17 protein-coding genes are annotated in these 19016 nt (G+C 71.8%); 4 read left to right on the forward strand and 13 right to left on the reverse strand.

What is annotated here, in order from left to right; translation table 11 throughout:
- Positions 1-2: 2 nt before the first annotated feature.
- From truB to INTCA_RS11300, 6 genes are all read right to left on the reverse strand, one after another.
- Positions 3-941, reverse strand: coding sequence for a tRNA pseudouridine(55) synthase TruB (gene truB / locus INTCA_RS11270; RefSeq protein WP_013493047.1), 939 nt, complete (start codon positions 939-941; stop codon positions 3-5).
- On the reverse strand, positions 938-1396 hold the full coding sequence (gene rbfA / locus INTCA_RS11275) for a 30S ribosome-binding factor RbfA (protein WP_013493048.1): 459 nt from the start codon (positions 1394-1396) through the stop codon (positions 938-940). The genes truB and rbfA overlap by 4 nt, the downstream gene beginning before the upstream one ends.
- Before the next feature lie 250 nt (positions 1397-1646).
- Positions 1647-4637, reverse strand: a complete 2991-nt coding sequence (gene infB, locus INTCA_RS19145) for a translation initiation factor IF-2 (protein WP_013493049.1) — start codon at positions 4635-4637, stop codon at positions 1647-1649.
- Positions 4638-4803: 166 nt separating this feature from the next.
- A complete protein-coding gene (locus INTCA_RS11290; protein ID WP_013493050.1) occupies positions 4804-5109 on the reverse strand; it encodes a YlxR family protein in 306 nt (101 codons plus the stop codon).
- 195 nt (positions 5110-5304) lie between these two features.
- On the reverse strand, positions 5305-6324 hold the full coding sequence (gene nusA, locus INTCA_RS11295) for a transcription termination factor NusA (RefSeq protein ID WP_013493051.1): 1020 nt from the start codon (positions 6322-6324) through the stop codon (positions 5305-5307).
- The gene (locus INTCA_RS11300; protein WP_013493052.1) at positions 6324-6917 is read right to left on the reverse strand and encodes a ribosome maturation factor RimP; all 594 of its coding nucleotides are present in this window, start codon (positions 6915-6917) and stop codon (positions 6324-6326) included. Before INTCA_RS11300 ends, nusA begins: the two co-directional genes overlap by 1 nt.
- A gap of 266 nt (positions 6918-7183) precedes the next feature.
- Between INTCA_RS11300 and INTCA_RS19565 the strand changes: the two genes are divergently transcribed.
- From INTCA_RS19565 to INTCA_RS11315, 3 genes are read left to right on the forward strand one after another with little or no spacing between them, the layout of a single operon-like run.
- Positions 7184-8176 carry a DUF4439 domain-containing protein gene (locus INTCA_RS19565; RefSeq protein WP_013493053.1) on the forward strand — a complete coding sequence of 331 codons (993 nt, stop codon included), beginning with the start codon at positions 7184-7186 and terminating at the stop codon, positions 8174-8176.
- Positions 8173-9111 carry an aminoglycoside phosphotransferase family protein gene (locus INTCA_RS11310; protein ID WP_013493054.1) on the forward strand — a complete coding sequence of 313 codons (939 nt, stop codon included), beginning with the start codon at positions 8173-8175 and terminating at the stop codon, positions 9109-9111. The genes INTCA_RS19565 and INTCA_RS11310 overlap by 4 nt, the downstream gene beginning before the upstream one ends.
- A 37-nt stretch (positions 9112-9148) precedes the next feature.
- Positions 9149-11134, forward strand: a complete 1986-nt coding sequence (locus INTCA_RS11315) for a thioredoxin domain-containing protein (RefSeq protein WP_013493055.1) — start codon at positions 9149-9151, stop codon at positions 11132-11134.
- 84 nt (positions 11135-11218) lie between these two features.
- Here INTCA_RS11315 and INTCA_RS11320 read toward each other — a convergent pair whose 3' ends face one another.
- The 6 genes from INTCA_RS11320 to INTCA_RS11345 form a co-directional block, all read right to left on the reverse strand.
- On the reverse strand, positions 11219-12007 hold the full coding sequence (locus INTCA_RS11320; protein WP_013493056.1) for an FAD:protein FMN transferase: 789 nt from the start codon (positions 12005-12007) through the stop codon (positions 11219-11221).
- 10 nt (positions 12008-12017) lie between these two features.
- Positions 12018-12476: an FMN-binding protein gene (locus tag INTCA_RS11325; protein WP_244859821.1), complete on the reverse strand. Its 459-nt coding sequence runs from the start codon at positions 12474-12476 to the stop codon at positions 12018-12020.
- A gap of 48 nt (positions 12477-12524) precedes the next feature.
- Positions 12525-13961, reverse strand: coding sequence for a ferredoxin reductase family protein (locus INTCA_RS11330; RefSeq protein WP_013493058.1), 1437 nt, complete (start codon positions 13959-13961; stop codon positions 12525-12527).
- A gap of 69 nt (positions 13962-14030) precedes the next feature.
- Positions 14031-14816: a TSUP family transporter gene (locus tag INTCA_RS11335; protein WP_013493059.1), complete on the reverse strand. Its 786-nt coding sequence runs from the start codon at positions 14814-14816 to the stop codon at positions 14031-14033.
- 13 nt (positions 14817-14829) lie between these two features.
- Positions 14830-15549 carry an HAD family hydrolase gene (locus tag INTCA_RS11340; protein ID WP_013493060.1) on the reverse strand — a complete coding sequence of 240 codons (720 nt, stop codon included), beginning with the start codon at positions 15547-15549 and terminating at the stop codon, positions 14830-14832.
- Positions 15546-17312: a proline--tRNA ligase gene (locus INTCA_RS11345; protein WP_013493061.1), complete on the reverse strand. Its 1767-nt coding sequence runs from the start codon at positions 17310-17312 to the stop codon at positions 15546-15548. The genes INTCA_RS11340 and INTCA_RS11345 overlap by 4 nt, the downstream gene beginning before the upstream one ends.
- 332 nt (positions 17313-17644) lie before the next feature.
- Here INTCA_RS11345 and INTCA_RS11350 point away from each other — a divergent pair, with 332 nt between their 5' ends.
- Entirely contained in the window at positions 17645-18490 is an 846-nt protein-coding gene (locus tag INTCA_RS11350; RefSeq protein ID WP_013493062.1) for a GNAT family N-acetyltransferase, read from the forward strand.
- A 53-nt stretch (positions 18491-18543) separates the two neighbouring features.
- On the opposite strand, the gene INTCA_RS11355 is transcribed toward INTCA_RS11350, so the two are convergent.
- On the reverse strand, positions 18544-18966 hold the full coding sequence (locus INTCA_RS11355) for a DoxX family protein (RefSeq protein ID WP_013493063.1): 423 nt from the start codon (positions 18964-18966) through the stop codon (positions 18544-18546).
- Positions 18967-19016 lie beyond the last annotated feature (50 nt).

Here is a 19016-nt window from a genome sequence, read left to right on the forward strand (position 1 = left end):
CGTCAGTCGGCAGGCGCGAAGACGACCCGGGCCTTGGCCATGGTGCGCGTCTCGTCGAGGACGGCAACGAGGCGCCCGTCCGGGTCGATGGCCGCGACCGCCTCGGCCCGGACCTCGCCAGCCGCGATCCGCTGGCCGTGGCCGAGGCTGCGCGCCTCGTCAGCAGACACCTCGTGGACCGGGAGCTGGGCTCTCGCAGCCTCGGCCACGGGGACGATCGGCAGCTCCGGGTGAGCCCGGTCGTCTGCCCCGTCAGCAAGCTCGTCCAGAGACACCGCCATGGTCAGGTCGAACCGGCCCACGCGGGTCCGCCGCAGCGCGGTCAGGTGCCCCCCGACGCCGAGGGCGGCGCCGAGGTCCCGAGCGAGCGCACGGACGTACGTCCCCGAGGACACCTCCACCTCGACGTCGACGTCGACCACATCGAGGGCACCGCCATCCGGCAGTGCCGAGGTGGTTCGCGTCACCGAGAGGACGTCGAAGCGGGACACGGTCACGGGTCGAGCCGGCAGGTCGACGACCCCGCCCTTGCGGACCGTCACATAGCTGCGCTCCCCGCGCACCTTGATCGCGCTCACCGCGCTCGGCACCTGCCGGATGTGGCCGGTCAGCCCCGACACCGCGTCCCCCAGGCGGGCCTCGAGCCCGCCAGGGTCGGCGACACCCAGGGATGTCGTCGGATCACCCTCTGCGTCGTCGGTGACCGTCGCCTGCCCCAGCCGGATCGTCGCCCGGTACTCCTTGTCGCAGCCGACGAGGAAGGTGAGCAGCTTGGTGCCCTTCTCCACGCCGAGGACGAGCACCCCGGTCGCCATCGGGTCCAAGGTGCCGGCATGGCCGACCCGGCGCGTCCCGCACAGTCGTCGCGCCCTGGCCACCACGTCGTGGCTGGTCCAGCCGGCGGCCTTGTCGACGACGAGCAGACCGCTCGGTGCGGTCACCGAGCCTCGACGTCGACGTCGTCGGCAGCGAGACGCTCGGCCGGCTTCTTGTAGGGGTCCGGCTCGCCCGCGTGCTTGGCGTTCGCTGCAGCACGGGCGAGCTCCTCGTCCCGCGCCCGGGTCTGCGCGACGAGGTCCTCGAGGTGCGCCGCGCCCTCGGGAAGCGCGTCCGCGATGAACTCGAGCGACGGAGTGAGCCGGATACCGATCTGCTTGCCGACGGCCGAGCGGATCCGGCCCTTGTTGGCCTCGAGCACGGCAGCCGTCGCCTGGCGCTCCTCGTCGGATCCGAAGACCGTGTAGAACACCGAGGCGTGCTGCAGGTCGCCGGTCACCCGAGCGTCGGTGATCGTGACGAAACCGAGCCGGTCGTCCTTGATACGGAACTCGAGGTACTCCGCGACGATGACCTTGATCCGATCGGCGATCTTGCGGGCGCGAGCTGGGTCAGCCATTGCTCCTACCTCGTTTCTTCTCGAATGGTCACGGCTGCGGGACGCACCGCTGAGCCTCACACGGGGTGAGCCTGGACGTCTGGCCGCGTACCCACCCTAACCTCGGTGGAACGCAGCCCGCCGCAGCCGAACGTGCCGGGCATCGGGAGCGAGCCCGGCGGCATACGGACATATCGGGTGTGACGTGGAGGGAGCCACCGCCGATCGGGCACTCAGCCCTCCCGGAGCGGCGGCCCCTCCACGAGCACCGTCAGGCGCGCGGCTTCTCGCGCATCTCGTAGGTGGCGATGAGGTCACCGATCTGGAGGTCGTTGAACGACCCCAGGTTGATGCCACACTCGTAGCCATCACGGACCTCGGTGACATCGTCCTTGAACCGACGCAGCCCGGCGATCTCGACGTTCTCGGAGATGACGACACCGTTGCGGGTGATCCGCGACTTCGAGCCACGCTTGATCTCGCCGCTGCGGACGATCGATCCGGCGATGTTGCCGAACTTGCTCGAACGGAAGATCTCGCGGATCTCCGCCGTGCCGAGCTCGACCTCCTCGAACTCCGGCTTGAGCATGCCCTTGAGCGCGGCCTCGACCTCGTCGATGGCCTGGTAGATCACCGAGTAGTAGCGGATCTCGACGCCCTCGCGCTCGGCGTAGTCGGCGTTCTGGCCCTCGGCCCGAACGTTGTAGCCGATGATGATCGCGTTGGACGCCATCGCGAGGTTGATGTTGTTCATCGTGATCGCACCGACGCCGCGGTCGATGATGCGCAGGTCGACCTCGTCGCCGACGTCGATCTTGAGCAGCGCGTCCTCGAGCGCCTCGACGGAACCCGACACGTCACCCTTGAGGATGAGGTTGAGGGTCTCGACCTTGCCGGCCGCGAGAGCCTCGTTGAGGTCCTCGAGCGAGATGCGCTTGCGGGCCTTGGCCAGGCTGGCCTGGCGGTCGGCCGCCTCACGCTTCTCGGCGATCTGGCGAGCAGTCCGGTCGTCCGGTGCCACGACGAACGTGTCACCGGCGCGCGGCACCGAGCTGAGACCGAGCACCTGCACCGGACGGGACGGGCCGGCCTCCTTGACGTTCTTGCCGTGCTCGTCGAGCATGGCGCGGACGCGACCGTAGGCCGAGCCGGTGACGATGGCGTCCCCGACGTGGAGCGTGCCGGTCTGGACGAGCACCGTCGCCGTGGCGCCGCGGCCCCGGTCGAGGTTCGCCTCGATGGCGACACCGCGGGCCTCGCGCTCCGGGTTGGCGCGCAGGTCGAGCGCGGCGTCCGCGGTGAGCAGGACCGCCTCGAGCAGCCCGTCGATGTTGACACCCTGCTTGGCCGACACGTCGACGAACATGGTGTCGCCGCCGTACTCCTCGGCGACGAGGTTGTACTCGGTCAGCTGCTGGCGGATCTTGGACGGGTTGGCGCCCTCGACGTCGATCTTGTTGACCGCGACGACGATCGGCACGTCGGCCGCCTGGGCGTGGTTGAGAGCCTCGATCGTCTGGGGCATGACACCGTCGTCGGCCGCGACCACGAGGATGGCGATGTCGGTCACCTTTGCACCACGAGCACGCATGGCGGTGAACGCCTCGTGACCCGGGGTGTCGATGAAGGTGATCGGACGCTCGACGCCCTCGTGCATCTTGCGGACCTGGTAGGCACCGATGTGCTGGGTGATCCCACCGGCCTCGCCCGCTGCGACGTCCTCGTTGCGGATCGCGTCGAGCAGGCGCGTCTTGCCGTGGTCGACGTGACCCATGACGGTGACGACCGGCGGACGCGCCTCGAGGTCCTCGTCGTCCTCGCCCTCGATGCCCGTCTCCAGGTCGATGTTGAAGGAGTCGAAGAGCTCACGCTCCTCCTCCTCCGGGGAGACGACCTGGACGTCGTAGCCGAGCTCGACACCGAGGAGCTTGAAGGTGTCCTCGTCGAGCGACTGCGTCGCCGTCGCCATCTCACCGAGGTGGAAGAGAACAGTGACGAGCGATGCCGGGTTGGCGTTGATCTTGTCGGCGAAGTCGGTCAGCGACGTACCACGCCGCACCCGCACGACGGTCTTGCCGTCACCACGAGGGACCGTGACGCCACCGATCGACGGCGCCTGCATCTGCTCGAACTCCTGGCGCTTGGCGCGCTTGGACTTCCGGCCTCGGACCGGACGACCGCCACCGCGGCCAAAGGCGCCCTGCGTGCCGCCACGGCCACCCGGGCCGCCGCCACGGGGGCCACCACCGAAGCCACCGCGGCTCGGACCACCGGGCGCACCGGCGCCGGCACCGCCGCCACCGAAGCCGCCGCGCCCACCGGCGCCACCGGGGCCACCGGGACCGCCGGGGCGGCCGGGGCCCGCGGGACGCTGGCCGGGACGGCCGATCGTGCTGCGCTCAGGCATCATGCCCGGGCTGGGGCGCGGGCCACCGGGACGCGGGGCCGGACGAGGACCACCGGCACCCGGACCGCCGGGACGCGAGCCACCGGCAGGCGCGCCGGGGCGCGGGCCACCGGGGCGCTGCTGCGGACGCGGCATGCCCTGGCTCGGGCTGAACGGATTGTTGCCGGGGCGGGGACCGCCATCACCGGGACGCTGCCTGGTCTGGCCCATCCCCTGGCTCGGGGCGAACGGGTTGTTGCCCGGTCGCGGCGTGCTCGGACGGGGCGCGGGACGCGGCCCCGGGGTCGGGGCGCCGCCGCGAGCGGCCGGAGCCGCCGGGCGACTGGGGGCGGGGGCCGCAGGCCTGGCCGCAGGGGCAGACGCAGGCCCGCTGGGCGCGGCCTTCGCCGCAGGAGCCGGCTGGGCAGCCGGAGCGGCCGGTGCTGTGGTCGCCGCCGGGACAGCGGGAGCGGCCGGAGCCGCCGAAGCAGCGGGAGCCGACGAGGGCGCCGGCGCGGCAGGCCCGGGGCGGCTCGGAGCGGGTCCCGGCCGACCGGGCGTGGCGGACGCCGGCGCGGCGGGAGCCGGCGCGGCGGGAGCAGCTGGGGCCGCCGGAGCGGTGGGTGCACCCGTCCTCGGGGCCGCAGGCGCACCGCCGGACGGTGCAGTGGGGGTGCCGGTCCTCGCGGACGGCTTGGCGTCACCGCCGGAGCGCAGCTCCGCCGGGAACGACTCCTTGATCTTGCGGACGACTGGGGGCTCGATGGTCGACGATGCCGACCTGACGAACTCTCCCTGGCTCTTGAGATGAGCAAGCAGAGCCTTGCTCTCTACACCGAGCTCCTTTGCGAGCTCGTAGACCCGGACCTTGGCCACATTTCTCCTGTCTTGGTCCGGACCTGACAGGAGGCCGAACCGGGGGTTATTGCTGGGGCTTGCTCATCGCTGAGGACTCATCGGAGGCTCATAGCGTTTGACCCGCCTTGGTTCGTTTGACGTTGTGCACGACCGCCGGGTGACGGTCGATCTGAAGAATGCTGCTTTACGCGAGCTGGACTCCGAGATGCTGTGCCACCGCGCTCACGTCGACCGGGGCCTGCAACCGCAGGGCACGTCCGAACGCCTTGCGGCGCACTGCCAGCTCGAAACAGTCGGTTCGGGGGTGCAGCCACGCACCACGACCCGGCATCTGGTGTCTCGGGTCAGGCCGGAGGTGAACCGGGGTGCTTCCCCGGGTATCTCCGTCCGTCACCGCGACCACTCGCAGCAGAGCCGACCAGCTATCCGTTCCTCGACATCCCACACAGGTGCGGGACGGCTCGGCACGGAGTCCAGTCCGGTCGGCCACAGAACAGTCTAACCCGGATGCCGCTGGGCTCGGTCCCCGGGGGCCCGATCCCCCGCCTGCTCATCGAAAGAGCCGTTCCTCGCCTCGATCGAGAGAGCAGTTCGTCCCGGGTCGGGACACTCGGCGCGCTCGAGGCGCGCCGGACGAACTGCTCTCTCGATCGTGAGGAGGGGGGACGAACTGCTCTTTCGATCGTCAGGCGGGGGGTGGGGGCGTCGCCTCGGTGTCGGGCCGGATGTCGATCCGCCAGCCGGTCAGCTTCGCGGCGAGCCGGGCGTTCTGGCCCTCCTTGCCGATGGCGAGGCTGAGCTGGTAGTCGGGCACGACGACCCTGGCCGTGCGAGCCGCCGCGTCGACGATCTCGACGGACTGCACCCGCGCCGGGGAGAGCGCTGCCGCGACGAACGTCGCCGGGTCCTCGGAGTAGTCGACGATGTCGATCTTCTCGCCCCGCAGCTCGGTCATGACCGCGCGGACCCGAGCGCCCATCGGCCCGATGCACGCGCCCTTGGCGTTGACGCCGGGCACCTTGGAGTGCACGGCGATCTTCGTCCGGTGCCCCGACTCGCGAGCGAGGGCAGCGATCTCGACCGTGCCGTCCGCGATCTCGGGCACCTCGAACTTGAACAGGGTGCGGACCAGGTTGGGGTGGGTCCGGGACAGCCCGACCTGCGGACCCCGCGGTCCACGTTTGACGCTGACGACGTAACAACGGAGACGCTCGCCGTGAACGTAACGCTCCCCCGGCACCTGCTCGGCGAGCGGCAGAATGCCCTCGACCGCACCGAAGTCCACGAGGACGTTGCGCGGGTCCTGGCTCTGCTGGATGACGCCTGAGATGACGTCACCCTCCCGGCCCTTGAAGTCGCCGAGGATCTGCTCGTCCTCGAGGTCGCGGAGGCGCTGCACGATGACCTGGCGCGCCGTCGAGGCGGCGATCCGACCGAAGCCGACCGGGGTGTCGTCGAACTCCGGCCCCGGCTCGCCCCGCTGTGGCCGCTCGCCTTCCTCTGCGGGAAGGAGGTCGCCCTCCTCGCGGGCCCAGACGACGACGTGACCGGTCTTGCGGTCGAGCTCGACCCTGGCGCTGCGGTAGCTGCCCTCGGTGCGGTGGTAGGCGACGAGGAGGGCCTGCTCGATGGCGGGGATGAGCACATCGAGGCTGATCCCCCGCTCCCGCTCGAGGGCCCGGAGTGCGGCAAGGTCGATGTCCATCAGTTCTCCTCGTCCGGGCCGGCGGGACCGGCCTCGATGTCTGCCTCGTGAGTCGTGAGCGCCGCCTGCGGGTGAGCTGCCTCCACCTCGGCCCGCTTGAACTCGACCTGCACCGTTGCCTGGTGCACGGAGTCGAGCGCGAGCGTCAGCTGGTGGCCAGCAGCTTTCTTCGTGGCCGGGACCTGAAGAACGAGCCGGTCCGGGTGGACCTCGATGAGGCGACCGGTCACCGAGCCGCCCTCGTGGGCGACGTCGACGAGCCGGCCGACCTGGCGCCGGAAGTCGTGGCGGGAGCGCAGCGGCCGGCCGACGCCGGGCGAGCTGACCTCGAGCACGTAGGGCATCGAGCCCATGACGTCGGAGTCGTCGAGCCGGGTGCTGACGGCGCGGGTCGCGTCGGCGATGTCGTCGAGGGAGAGCGGTGGCACCGGGCTCGTGGCATCAGAGGGGTCGAGGCCGGCGATGTCGGAGTCGACGAGGACGCGCACCATCCGGCGCTTCCCGGCCTGGTTGACCGCCAAGTCATCGATGACGAGCCCGAGCGACACAAGAGCCGGCTCGATGGTGGCTCTGATCTGCTCGACCGTGCTCATCGCCATCACCTCCTGCTCTTCTCGAATTCCGGCACACGCACTCTCGGGCGGGCCGCGTGAACCTACTCTAACCGGGCTCGGTCGTCCTCGCCGACCACAACGGCCGGCCACCGGACTCCGATCCGTCCGCCCCCACCGAGTCCCCCCGAGTCCCCAAACGTGCCTCCACCGTGCCCCCACCGTCCCTCCACCGTGCCTCCACCGTGCCTCCACCGTGCGCCTGTGGGCTGCACGGCCGGCGACACACGCGTGGCAGGATCTGACCCATGAGTGGCGACACCCGGAGACGCGGGTCCCGGGTGAGCGAGCAGCGCGCTCTTCCGCCCCGGCGGTTGCTCCTCATCGGCGGCGGCGCAGCCGTCCTCGCGGTCCTCGTCGACCGGGGGCTGCGCCTCGACCTGCCGCAGCCACCTCCTCCCGTTCCCACGCGCCGCCCGGCCGCGGACGAGGCGCTCCTCGTGGCGGTCGTCCGTGACCTCGACGAGGTCCTCCGGACCTGGCCGCGCGCGACGAGGCCCACCGCGCTCAAGGGCATCCGTGGCCTCGTGCAGCAGCAGCGCCGAGTCCTTGCCGGTCGTCTCACGAACGACGGGGTCCCCACGGACGAGATCACCGCTCCCCCAACGACCCCGCCCACCACGCCCACCACGCCCACCACGCCCACGCCGCCCACCACCAGCGCTGACGCGGCACCCGTCCAGCACCTGACGGTCGCCCGCCTGGCGCAGCTGCTGGCCATCCTGCCCGCAGGGCACCTCAAGGCGACGACGAGCGCGACGGACGGCGCACGCGAGCTGCTGACAGCGGCATACGGCGGCCTCCTGACCGGGGCGGGGCTCCTCGGCGAGGACGTCCTCCCGGCCTCCGGGACGAGCCCGGTCCGCAGTCAGCTCGCCGAGCGGACCTCTCCCCTCGTCTACGCGTTCGAGGTCGTCGCCGCCCAGTCGTCCGGCGGGCAGCGACGGCGGGCCCTCACCGCGCTCGAACGGCTGCGCGCGCTGGAGCGGGCCGTCGGCCGCGCCGAGGAGTCGAGCGGGTGGCCGCTGCCCTTCGCCGTGACGGACGACAAGAGTGCCGACCGCCTTGCCGACCTGGTGCTCGGTCGAGCCATCGGCGCGCTGGGCGCCGTCCTGCCGGCCGTCCCCACCCCGGAGGCCGTCGACGACGTGGCCCGCTGGCTCGCCGTCGTCCAGCTGGCCGCCGTCGACTGGGGACGAAACCCGGTGGCGCTCCCGGGCCTGAGGCAGCCACGGCCGTGATCGACCTCATCCCGTTGCACTTCGCCCACCGCATCGCGGGTGTCGCCGCGGACGGCTACCTGTCCGGTGAGGACTGGCTGCAGGAGCTCCCGGGGCTGCTGCGTGACCTGCTCGCCGAGTGGGAGCTCGAGCCGACCGGCCGCAGCCTCAGCGGCTCCTGCTCCGTGGTCGTCCCCGTGCGGCTGCTCGGCGCCGGGCGCGGCTCGGTCGGCGTCGCCGGCGAAGCGGTGCTCAAGGTGTCCTGGCCCCACCCGGAGGCGGCGACCGAGGCGCTCGCACTCCAGACCTGGAACGGCCACGGCGCCGTCCGCCTCGTCCGGGCGGACCCGTCCCGGTTCGCGCTCCTCCTCGAGCGCGTCGACGTTCGCGACCTGGTGCAGGTCGAGATCGACGAGGCGTGCACGGTGATCGGCCAGCTCATCACGACGCTCCGTCGCCCGGCGCACCCCCGCATCCCCCGCCTCGACGACTACGCCTCCCGGCAGGCCGATGAGCTCCGTGCCGCCCCGCCGGTGATCCCGCGCCGCTACCTCGACCAGGCCGCCGCGCTCGCCCGTGAGCTCGTGGTTCGCCCCCCGGCCGAGGAGCGCCTGTTGCACACCGACCTCCACTTCGCGAACGTCCTGGCCGCCCGACGGACACCCTGGCTCGCCATCGACCCAAAGCCGATGGCCGGCGATCCCGCCTTCGAGGTGGCACCGGCGTTGTGGAACCGCGCCGGCGAGCTCGGCACCGGGTCGCAGGTGCGCTGGTCGCTGCGTCGCCGCCTCGAGATCATCTGCGAACGCGCCGGTATCGACGAGGGCCGCGCCCGCGCGTGGACGATCGTGCGCGAGGCCGACAACGCGCTCGAGGCCGCTGGCGACCCCGGCGACCCCGCGGCCCGGGACCGGGTCAGTCTCGCCGTCATGATCATCAAGGCGATGAACGACTGACGCCGCTCGGCAGCAACCCGGATGGCAGGGTGGAGGGATGAGCAACCGACTCGCTGCGGCGACCAGCCCGTACCTGCTCCAGCACCGGGACAACCCGGTTGACTGGCAGGAGTGGGGAGAGTCGGCCTTCGCCGAGGCGCGTGAGCGCAACGTCCCGGTCCTCCTCTCCGTCGGCTACGCCGCGTGCCACTGGTGCCACGTCATGGCGCACGAGTCGTTCGAGGACGAGGCGGTGGCGCAGGCGCTCAACGAGCGTTTCGTGTCGGTCAAGGTGGACCGGGAGGAGCGGCCCGACATCGACGCGGTCTACATGGCGGCGGTCACGGCGACGACCGGTCACGGCGGGTGGCCGATGACGTGCTTCCTCACTCCCGAGGGCGAGCCGTTCTTCTGCGGCACGTACTTCCCGCGGGACCACTTCCTCCAGCTCGTCGCCGCCGTCGACGAGGCGTGGCGGACACGTGAGGAGGAGGTCCGCGCCTCCGGCCTCCACATCACCAGCGCCCTTCGCGAGGGGCTGGCCAGCCCTGAGCCGTATGCCGCTGGGCTCGCCGATCTCGACCGCGCCGTCACGCTGTTGTCGGGTCAGTTCGACTCTGGTGCGGGTGGTTTCGGTGGTGCGCCGAAGTTCCCCCCGTCGATGGTGCTGGAGTTCCTGCTGCGCCACCATGGCCGGACGGGGGACGACGTGTCTCTGGCCATGGCGGACCGGACGCTCGAGGCGATGGCCCGGAGCGGGATGTACGACCAGGTCGGCGGCGGTTTCGCCCGCTACTCCGTCGATGCGAAGTGGGTCGTGCCGCACTTCGAGAAGATGCTCTACGACAACGCGCTGTTGCTGCGGGTCTATGCGCACTGGTGGCGCTTGGGCCAGAACCCCTTGGCGGAGAAGGTCGCCCGGGAGACGGCCGAGTTCCTGCTCACCGAGCTGCGCACGACAGACGGCGGGTTCGCGTCGTCCCTCGACGCCGACACGCAGGGCGTCGAGGGCCTGACCTACGTGTGGACCCCCGCCCAGCTCGCCGAGGTTCTCGGCGAGGCGGACGGAGCACGGGCGGCCGACCTCTTCTCCGTGAGCGAGCACGGGACCTTCGAGCACGGCACCTCGACGCTCCAGCTCCTCACCGACCCCGACGACCGGGAGTGGTTCAGAGACGTGCGGACCCGGTTGGCGCAGGCGCGGGCGAAGCGGCCCCAACCGGGCCGCGACGACAAGGTTGTCACCTCGTGGAACGGGCTCGCCATCACCGCCCTCGCGGAGGCCGGGGCCATCTTCGAGGAGCCTGCCTGGGTCGCCGCTGCCGTGGCCTCCGCGAATCTCGTCCTCGACCTGCACGTCGTGGACGGTGGCCTGCGGCGCGCCTCCCGAGACGGTCGGGCCGGTGCAGCCGCCGGCGTGGCGGACGACTACGGAAACGTGGCCGAGGGGCTGCTGTCGCTGCACCAGGCGACGGGCGAGGCGCGCTGGCTCACCGTCGCGGGCCACCTGCTCCGACAGGCTCGGGACCGGTTCGGGGCAGAGGACGGTGGCTTCCACGACACCGCGGCGGACGCCGAACAGCTCTTCCTGCGTCCGCGCAGTGGGGCGGACAACGCCGAGCCGTCCGGCCAGTCAGCCATCGCGGTCGCCCTCGTCACCCTCGGCGCGCTGACCGGTGACCCGGAGGCCATCGAGGCGGGGCGCCGCGGCATCGACGCCGGCATGGGGCTGGCGCGCCGGGAGCCGCGGTTCGGCGGCTGGACGCTGGCCGGCGCCGAGGCCCTTGCGGCCGGCCCGCTGCAGGTCGCCGTCGTCGGGAGCGGACCGCAGGCCCAGGCCTTGGCGCGCACGACCCACCTGGCGACGAGCCCCGGCCTCGTCATGGTCCATGGTGCCCCCGACTCGCCCGGGATCCCCCTGCTCGAGGGACGGCCGCTCGTGGGAGGCAACCCAGCGGCATACGTCTGCCGTGGCTTTGTCTGCGACCGACCGGTGACCACTCCAGGGGAGCTCTCGGCCGCGCTCTCGGCACGCACCCCCTGAGGCCGCCACCCATCGAAAGAGCAGTTCGTCCCGGTCCGAGACGTGGACTCACGGTGCGAGGGGACCAACCGCTCCTTCGATGTGTCAGAGGGCGGTGGAGAGGTAGTCCGGGGCTGACCGGAGGAACGCCTCGCGAGCGCGCTCTCCTCCGACGAACAGGGCGGTCGCCCAGATGTCCGCCCAGACCAGGGTCGGACCGATGACGGTGACGGAGCCCGGGCGACCCACGTGGCGGCCGGTCACCGGGTCGTAGAGGTGAGCCCCGCGCGCGGCAGTGCCGGACGTGGCGACCGCGCCATGCGTCAACGACACGGTCGTGGCGATCGACGTCCGGTCGCGCGGGTCCTCGATGCCGACCCGCCACGGCAGCGCCCCGGGCCCCGACCGCGGCAGGTCCGCGTGGGCGCCGATGAGGAGGTCACCTCCGGCGTTGATGCAGTAGGAGGTCCCCGCGAGCGTCTCCAGCTCGCGGGCCGCGAGGTCGACGGCCCAGCCCTTGACGAGCCCAGTGGGGTCGAACGCGAGGTCCCCCTCACCCGCGGGCAGGAGCGTGGTGAAGGCACCACCCGTCCGTCGTTCGGCGAGCTCACCCAGGCCCAGGGCCTCCCGGACGAAGGGGCTGCACTCCTCGAGCGTCGTCTCACCGCGGCGCAGTCGGATGACGTCGCTGTCCTCCCGGTAGGTCGAGAAGACCACGTCCATCCCACGGAGCGTCGAGTAGGCGCCGGCCACCGCCCTGGCGGCCGCGGCGCTGTCCACCTCGGGCCCGCGCAGGTGGATGCTCACCGGGATCCCCATCACCTGCTCCACCCACGCCCTTCGTCCCACGGGCGGGACCACAGAGCTCACGGTGCGCGTCGTCATGGTTGTCATCACTGCCTCCTCAGAGGTGGGCTTGGTCGATGGCCGACTGAAGCGACTCCGTGTAGCCCTCCCACGTGACCGTCGCCCCCGACACGGCATCGATGTCCGCGGCCTGGGCGTCGACCGCCTCGGAGTTGTAGACCGGCACGGCGCGAGCGTTGATCATCTGGTCGTGGCGGTCCCGCATCGGCGCCTGGACCGCGTCCGCTGCGGTGATGCTCCCGTCGGCAACGGTGATCTTCACCTGGACCACGCCGAACCGGGTCATCACCTCGTCGCCGAGGTACGTGGCCGACGCGCCGGCGGCCGCGACGCCCGACCCGGACGAGCCGGATGCGGCGCCCGAGCCGGATGCGGCGCCCGAGACATCGGACTGCTGGCTCGAGGCGAGCCGTCTGGTGTCCGCGGTCGCGGTGACGTCGGGCGTCCTCGAGGTGGAGTAGCTGAAGAGCAGGACCAGGGCAGTGAGGGTGCTCATGGCCCACAGGGTGATTCGACGCATGACGGTTTCCCTTTCCGTGTCGGGTCAGTAGGCGAAGCGCTCCTGGTGGATCGCCTCCGGTGGCACGCCGGCCTCGCGAGCTGCGGCGATGACGAGGTCCATCCACTCGGGGGCCCCGCACACATAGGCCTCTCGCTCGCCGAGGTCCGGGACGAGGGCGAGCAGTGCCTCGGCGTCCCCGAGGTGTGCAGCCTGCTCGGGCAGCCAGCTGGCCCGGGCCCTCACCCGCGGCCCGAGGACCGAGACGACCTGGGCGCCCTTGGCGCGGGCGACGCGAACGAGCTCGTCCGTGAGCACGAGGTCGGCGTCGCTGGTCGCCCGGTAGATGACGACGGTCCGGTCGGGCCCCGCGGGCAGCTCCTCGAGGAGGGCCCGGAGTGGCGTGATGCCGATTCCGGCGCCGACGAGCAGCCACCGGTCGCGGGTGGCGGCCCCGGCGTGGAGACGCCCGTACGGCCCCTCGACGAGCACCTTCGTGCCCGGGGTCATCGCAGCCAGGCGCTTCGTGGAGTCGCCGACGATCTTGGCGGTGATCCTCAGGGTCTGCCCGTCCGGAGCCGCGGAGAGGGAGTACGGGTTGGCCCTCGTCCACCCGTGGCCGCCGAGGAAACGCCACTGGAAGAACTGCCCACCGCGCGCCCGCAGCCGCTCCAGGTCGCGACCTGCCACGACGACGGACACGACGTCCGGTGACTCGGCCACGACGTCACGGACGGCGAGGGCGTGCCGGCGGGAGCGGACCAGCGGGAGAACGAGACGGAAGGCCACGACGGCAGCGAGCACAGCGGCATACAGCCCCCACCAGAACACCGTCGCGACGGAGCTGGCTCGGAAGTCCTGGCCCGTCCACAGCTGGTGCGGCAGCGCCAGCCCGGCGCCGAGGTAGGCATAGAGGTGCAGCAGGTGCCACGACTCATAGCGCAGCCGGGCCCGGGCTCGCCGCACCGACGTGACGACGACCATGACGAGCGCCAGCGAGCCGGCCAGGGCCAGCAGCATTCCCGGTGAGTGGAGCACTTCGTCGAGGAAGGTCGTGACCACCCCGGCCCCGGTGCCCAGCGCGTAGCCGACGATCGTCAGCCCGATGTGGGCGAGCATGAGGGAGAAGGACGTGAAGCCGACGAGACGGTGCACCCGCGCGAGCTCGCCCTGACCCCAAGCCTGCTCGACAGCCGGGATCCGCGCCATGAGGGCTACCTGGAGGAGCAGGAGCACCGAGGCCAGCAGACCGGCAAGCCGGCCGAGACTCGTCACCGCGTCGGCCGTCAAGCCGAGCAGCCCGGTCTCGCCCAGGGCGCCGCCGCCGAGCCACAGGCCGACGACGAAAAGGACGAGCGCCCACGCGGTCGCGATGCTCGCGTCCCGCCACCACAGGGGGGTGGGCGGGGGCAGCCGCTGCCGTATGCCGCTGGGCTGGCTGCCCGCGGCGAGTGCCGGTCCCGGGGTGGCTGAGGTCGTCATGGCCTCAACCTCGCCGCGGCGCCTGTGTCCTCACTGTGGGTGCGTCATGGCGTCCGTGTGAGCCGGATCTCAGGACCACCAGCCGAGGAGGCTGCCCCCGATGCGGACGATGAAGGCGCCGACGATGACGACGAAGACGGCGCGGACGAAGCCGCTCCCCCGGGCCACGGCGGTGCGGGCCCCGACGTAGCCGCCGAGGATGTTGCCCACGGCCATGAGCAGGCCGACCTGCCACACGACGTGACCGCCCGGCGCGAACACCGTCAGCGCCCCGAGGTTGGTGGCGAAGTTGGCGATCTTGGCCTTCACGCTCGCCTCGAGGAAGGTGTAGCCGAGCAGCCCGACGAGGGCGAACACGAGGAAGGAGCCGGTCCCCGGTCCGAGCGCCCCGTCGTAGACGCCGATGACGAAGCCCGTGAGCATGGCCAGGGCCACGTGCCGGTGCCCGTGGAATCGCCGGAGCGACTCGCGCCCGAGGTCGGGCCGGAACAGCGTGTAGGCGCCGACGACGACGAGCAGGACGAGGATGATCGGGTTGAAGGCGGACTTGGGGATGTGCAGGCCGATGACGGCCCCACCGATGGCCCCGAGATAGGCCACGGCGGCCATGGGCAGCGCCGTGCGCAGGTCCGCGCCGACCCTGCGGAAGTAGGTGACGGAGCTCGTCGCGGTGCCGAAGATGGAGCTGATCTTGTTGGTCGCGAGCAGCTGGGCGGGCGTGGCTCCGGGCAGGCCGAGGAGCAGTGCGGGGAGCTGGACCAGGCCGCCGCCCCCCACCACCGCGTCGATCCAGCCGGCCACGAAGCCCGCCAGGGCGAGCAGCGCGAGGACGGTCGGGGTCAGGTCGTCCGGCACGAGGCCCGCGCGATCAGGGAAGGTTCCACGCCGCGACGATCGTCTCGATGTCGGCGAGCTCGTGGGCCACCGCGTCGGGCGTCGCCTCGTGGGAGACCTGCTGCTCCACCGGGATCGTCGAGTGCGGGATCCAGATGGCCCGCATCCCGACCTGCTGCGGACCGTGCACGTCCTCGTAGGACCGGTCACCGACGTAGGCGCACTCGTCCGGGGCGACCCCGAGCGCCTCGGCCGCGTGCGCGAAGATCTCGGCCCGCGGCTTCACCCAGGGCACCTCGCTGGAGTACACGTCGGCGTCGATGAGGTCGAGGACACCGTCTCGCTCGAAGACGGCTCGGTGGTAGGCCCGGTCCCAGATCGTGTTGGAGAGGACACCGACCCGGATCCCCGCAGCGCGCAGCCCCTCCCACAGCGGCCCGATGGCCGGGTGCGTCAGGGTGTGCGGCTCCCAGAACTCCCGGTAGGCGGCCGTGCCGGCCTCGGTCCGCGCGTCGCCGGGCGGCAGGCCGCACGACTCGAGGATGTCGTGCAGTCGGGCACTGAGCCCCTCGGTGCGGCCACGGGCCCACGCGAGGTCCTCAGCGGCATACAGCCGGCTCGCGAGGTCCTCGCGCGCACACGCGACCGTGCCGGCTCCGTCGGCGAAGGCGGTCCACTGGGCCCGGAGGTCGACGGTGTGCCAAGGCGTGATCGTCCCGCCCCAGTCGAAGATGACCGCCCGGACTGCCGTCACGAGCCACGCACCTCCGCCAGGACCGACTCGACGACCGAGTCGAGGGCGACCTCGCGGCGCTCGCCCGACCGGCGGTCCTTGATCTCGACCTTGCCGTCGGCGAGGCCCCGGCCGACGACGATGATCGTGGGCACGCCGATCAGCTCGGAGTCCTTGAACTTGACGCCAGGGCTCACGCCCTTACGGTCGTCGACGATGCACGTCAGGCCGTGCGCCTCCAGGTCGCGGGCGATGTCGTCGGCGGCGCGGAAGAGGGGCTCGTCCTTGCCGGCCGCGACGATGTGGACGTCGGCGGGGGTGAGCTCACGCGGCCAGATGATGCCCGAGTCGTCGTAGTTGCCCTCGACGACGCAGGCGACGGCGCGGGAGACGCCGACCCCGTAGGAGCCCATGACGACCGTGGTGAGCTTGCCGTTCTGGTCGAGGACGCGCAGGTCGAGGGCCTCGGCGTACTTCTTGCCGAGCTGGAAGACGTGGCCCATCTCGATGCCGCGGGCACCCTCGAGGACGTGGTCGCAGTTGGGGCAGGGGTCGCCGAAGCGCACCTCGGCGGCCTCGATCGCCCCGTCGCCCTCGAAGTCACGGCCGGCGACGAGGTCGAGGACGTGCTTGCCCGGCTCGTTCGCGCCCGTCACCCAGCGCGTCCCGGGAGCGATCCGGGGGTCGAGGAGGAACCGGATCCCGGTGGTGCCCTCGAGGCCGAGCGCACCCGGGCCGATGTAGCCCTTGACGAGCCCGGGGTGCCGGGCGAAGTCCTTCTCGTCGAAGGCCTCGACGGTGGCGGGCTCGACCTGGGCGCCGAGGCGCTTCTCGTCGACCTCGCGGTCCCCGGGCACGCCGATGGCGAGGGGCTCGCGGGTCCCGTCCGGGTGGACGAGCATGACGACGACGTTCTTCAGGGTGTCGCCGGCGCTCCAGGGCCGGTCCGGGCGGGGGTGGTGCGCGTTGAGATGGTTGACCAGCGTCTCGATCGTCGGCGTGTCCGGCGTGTCCTCCGCGTGCGCCGCGGGGACCCCGTCCCAGCCGACCGGCTCGGGGGCGGGCACGCGCACGGCCTCGACGTTCGCCGCGTAGCCGCAGTTGGTGCAGTGGACATAGGTGTCCTCGCCGACCTCGGCGGTGGCGAGGAACTCCTCGCTCTTGGACCCGCCCATCGCCCCGGCCATCGCCTCGACGATGACGTAGTGGAACCCGAGCCGGTCGAAGATGCGGACGTAGGCGTCCCGGTGGGCCTGGTAGCTCTTGTCGAGGCCCGCCTCGTCGATGTCGAACGAGTAGCTGTCCTTCATGACGAACTCTCGGCCGCGGAGGAGCCCGGCGCGCGGACGGGCCTCGTCGCGGTACTTGGTCTGGATCTGGTAGATCGACAGCGGCAGGTCCTTGTAGGACGAGTAGAGGTCCTTGACGGTGAGGGTGAACATCTCCTCGTGGGTCGGGCCGAGGAGGTGGTCGGCGCCCTTGCGATCCTGGAGCCGGAAGATGTTGTCGCCGTACTCGGCCCACCGGCCGCTCGCGTCGAAGGGCTCACGGGGCAGCAGCGCCGGGAAGAGCAGCTCCTGGGCGCCGATGGCGTCCATCTCCTCGCGCACGATGCGCTCGACGTTGCGCAGCACCCGCAGCCCGAGCGGGAGCCAGGTGTAGACGCCGGGGCTGACGCGGCGGATGTAGCCGGCCCGGACGAGGAGCCGGTGGCTCGGGACCTCAGCGTCCGCCGGGTCCTCACGCAGGGTGCGCAGGAACAGGGACGACATGTGCAGGACCACGGGCGGGCTCCTCGGCAGATGGGCAGGACTTCGACGACGGAAGGATATCTGCCGTATGCCGCTGGGCTCGCCCCCGTTTCCCGTGACCGCAGGCGGTGGCTCGCCCCGCAGGCCTACCGAGTCACTGTCGCCTCGACGTCGAGGCGACCGAGCTTGTCCGGGTTGGCGACGGAGTAGATCCGTCTGATGCGCGCGTCGTCGCGTCCCACACCGTCCGCACCGCCGCCGACTCAGCGGACTACCTCCTCCCCCACCTCTGGGTGGCCCGCTGACGAGGTGGCCCGCCTCGAAAGTCAGTGGAGGCTGGCTCCGCACCTTGGCACAGTGGGCGTGTGCCGCTGACCTCCGTATCGTTCCGGTCCACCTCCGACCCGGCCGAGGCGAGGACCTGGTTCGGCGAGCTCGTCGCCGCCGAGCCGGTCCTCATGTCCGTCATCGCGAGCGTCACCGACGGCCTGGCCGCCGACCCGGCACGGTATGCGAACCCCCGGTGGTGGGCCGGCTCCGACGGTTCCGGACGGGTCGTCGCCGCCTTCATGCGGACGCCCCCGTTTCCCCTGCACGTGGCCGTGGCCACGGAGCCGCAGGCCGTCGCGCTCGCCGAACACCTCGCCGCCGAGGGCTTCACCCTGCCGGGTGTCGGTGGTCGACGCCGGCCGGTGGAGGCCTTTCGCGATACGTGGGTGCGGCTCACGGGCCGGACGGCGCGCACCATGATGCAGCTCGGTGTGTTCGACCTGGTGGTGCCGCCCCGCGTGCCGTTCGACGTCACCGGCCACTACCGCCACGCCCGCCAGGACGAGCTGGAGCTGGTCTCGACGTGGGCGCAGGACTTCGCGGACGCCGTCCACGAGACGCCGCGCCCTGCGCCGCGGCTCGACTCACACGTCGCAGCGGGACGGGTCGGGTTCTGGGTCGACGGCGCTGAGCCCGTGTCGATGGCCTACGCGTCGGCCTCGAACGGGGGTGTCACGAGGGTCAGCGGCGTGTGGACGCCCCCCGCCCTGCGCGGGCGGGGCTACGCCAGTGGGCTCGTCGCGGCCCTGAGCAGCGAGCGGATGGAGGCCGGAGAGCGGTGCATGCTCTTCACCGACCTGTCGAACCCGACGAGCAACAAGATCTACGAGGCGATCGGCTACCGACGGATCGGCGACGACCTCGAGGTCGAGCTGGGCTGAGGGGGCCCGGAGCGCCTGGAGATGACCGGGAGATGATCTGGCGAGGACCCGGACTACCGCAGCACTCCCCCGGCACGCAGCCCGGCTCGGACGAGCGGCCACTGGAGCGGGAGCCGAGCGACCGTGGCCGCGAGGTAGGCACGTCGGCGAGGGTCGGCCGGGTTGCGGTTGAGCCGCCTGACCGCCTGGGCGGTCATGGTCACGTTGGCCGGGAAGACCGCGACCAGCAGCGCGGCCGAGGCCAGTCCGGCGGCCCGTCTGGTTCTCGGCACGAGCAGACCTGTCGCACAAGCGACCTCCGCCGCGCCCGAGGCATAGACCAAGCCGCGACGACTGGGCAGGGACTTCGGCACGATCGGCTCGAACACCTGCGGGCGAGCGAAGTGCAGCACACCCGAGACGAGAAACAGCCCGGCGAGGACTGCTGCGTCCTTCCCCAACGACCCGGCCGGTCCCCGAGCTGCGTCATCATGCATGCGGCACACCTTACGTGGGGGCCTCGCCGGTCACGGCAGCACCGGTCAGG

It is taken from the genome of Intrasporangium calvum DSM 43043 (assembly GCF_000184685.1).
Lineage (GTDB): Bacteria > Actinomycetota > Actinomycetes > Actinomycetales > Dermatophilaceae > Intrasporangium > Intrasporangium calvum.

Excerpts from the sequence above, each read along its gene's own strand:
- rbfA (WP_013493048.1), bottom strand. The coding sequence starts at position 1,396 with ATGGCTGACCCAGCTCGCGCCCGCAAGATCGCCGATCGGATCAAGGTC.
- nusA (WP_013493051.1), bottom strand. The coding sequence starts at position 6,324 with ATGGACATCGACCTTGCCGCACTCCGGGCCCTCGAGCGGGAGCGGGGG.
- INTCA_RS11300 (WP_013493052.1), bottom strand. The coding sequence starts at position 6,917 with ATGAGCACGGTCGAGCAGATCAGAGCCACCATCGAGCCGGCTCTTGTG.
- INTCA_RS19565 (WP_013493053.1), top strand. The coding sequence starts at position 7,184 with ATGAGTGGCGACACCCGGAGACGCGGGTCCCGGGTGAGCGAGCAGCGC.
- INTCA_RS11315 (WP_013493055.1), top strand. The coding sequence starts at position 9,149 with ATGAGCAACCGACTCGCTGCGGCGACCAGCCCGTACCTGCTCCAGCAC.
- INTCA_RS11320 (WP_013493056.1), bottom strand. The coding sequence starts at position 12,007 with ATGACAACCATGACGACGCGCACCGTGAGCTCTGTGGTCCCGCCCGTG.
- INTCA_RS11325 (WP_244859821.1), bottom strand. The coding sequence starts at position 12,476 with ATGAGCACCCTCACTGCCCTGGTCCTGCTCTTCAGCTACTCCACCTCG.
- INTCA_RS11330 (WP_013493058.1), bottom strand. The coding sequence starts at position 13,961 with ATGACGACCTCAGCCACCCCGGGACCGGCACTCGCCGCGGGCAGCCAG.
- INTCA_RS11355 (WP_013493063.1), bottom strand. The coding sequence starts at position 18,966 with ATGCATGATGACGCAGCTCGGGGACCGGCCGGGTCGTTGGGGAAGGAC.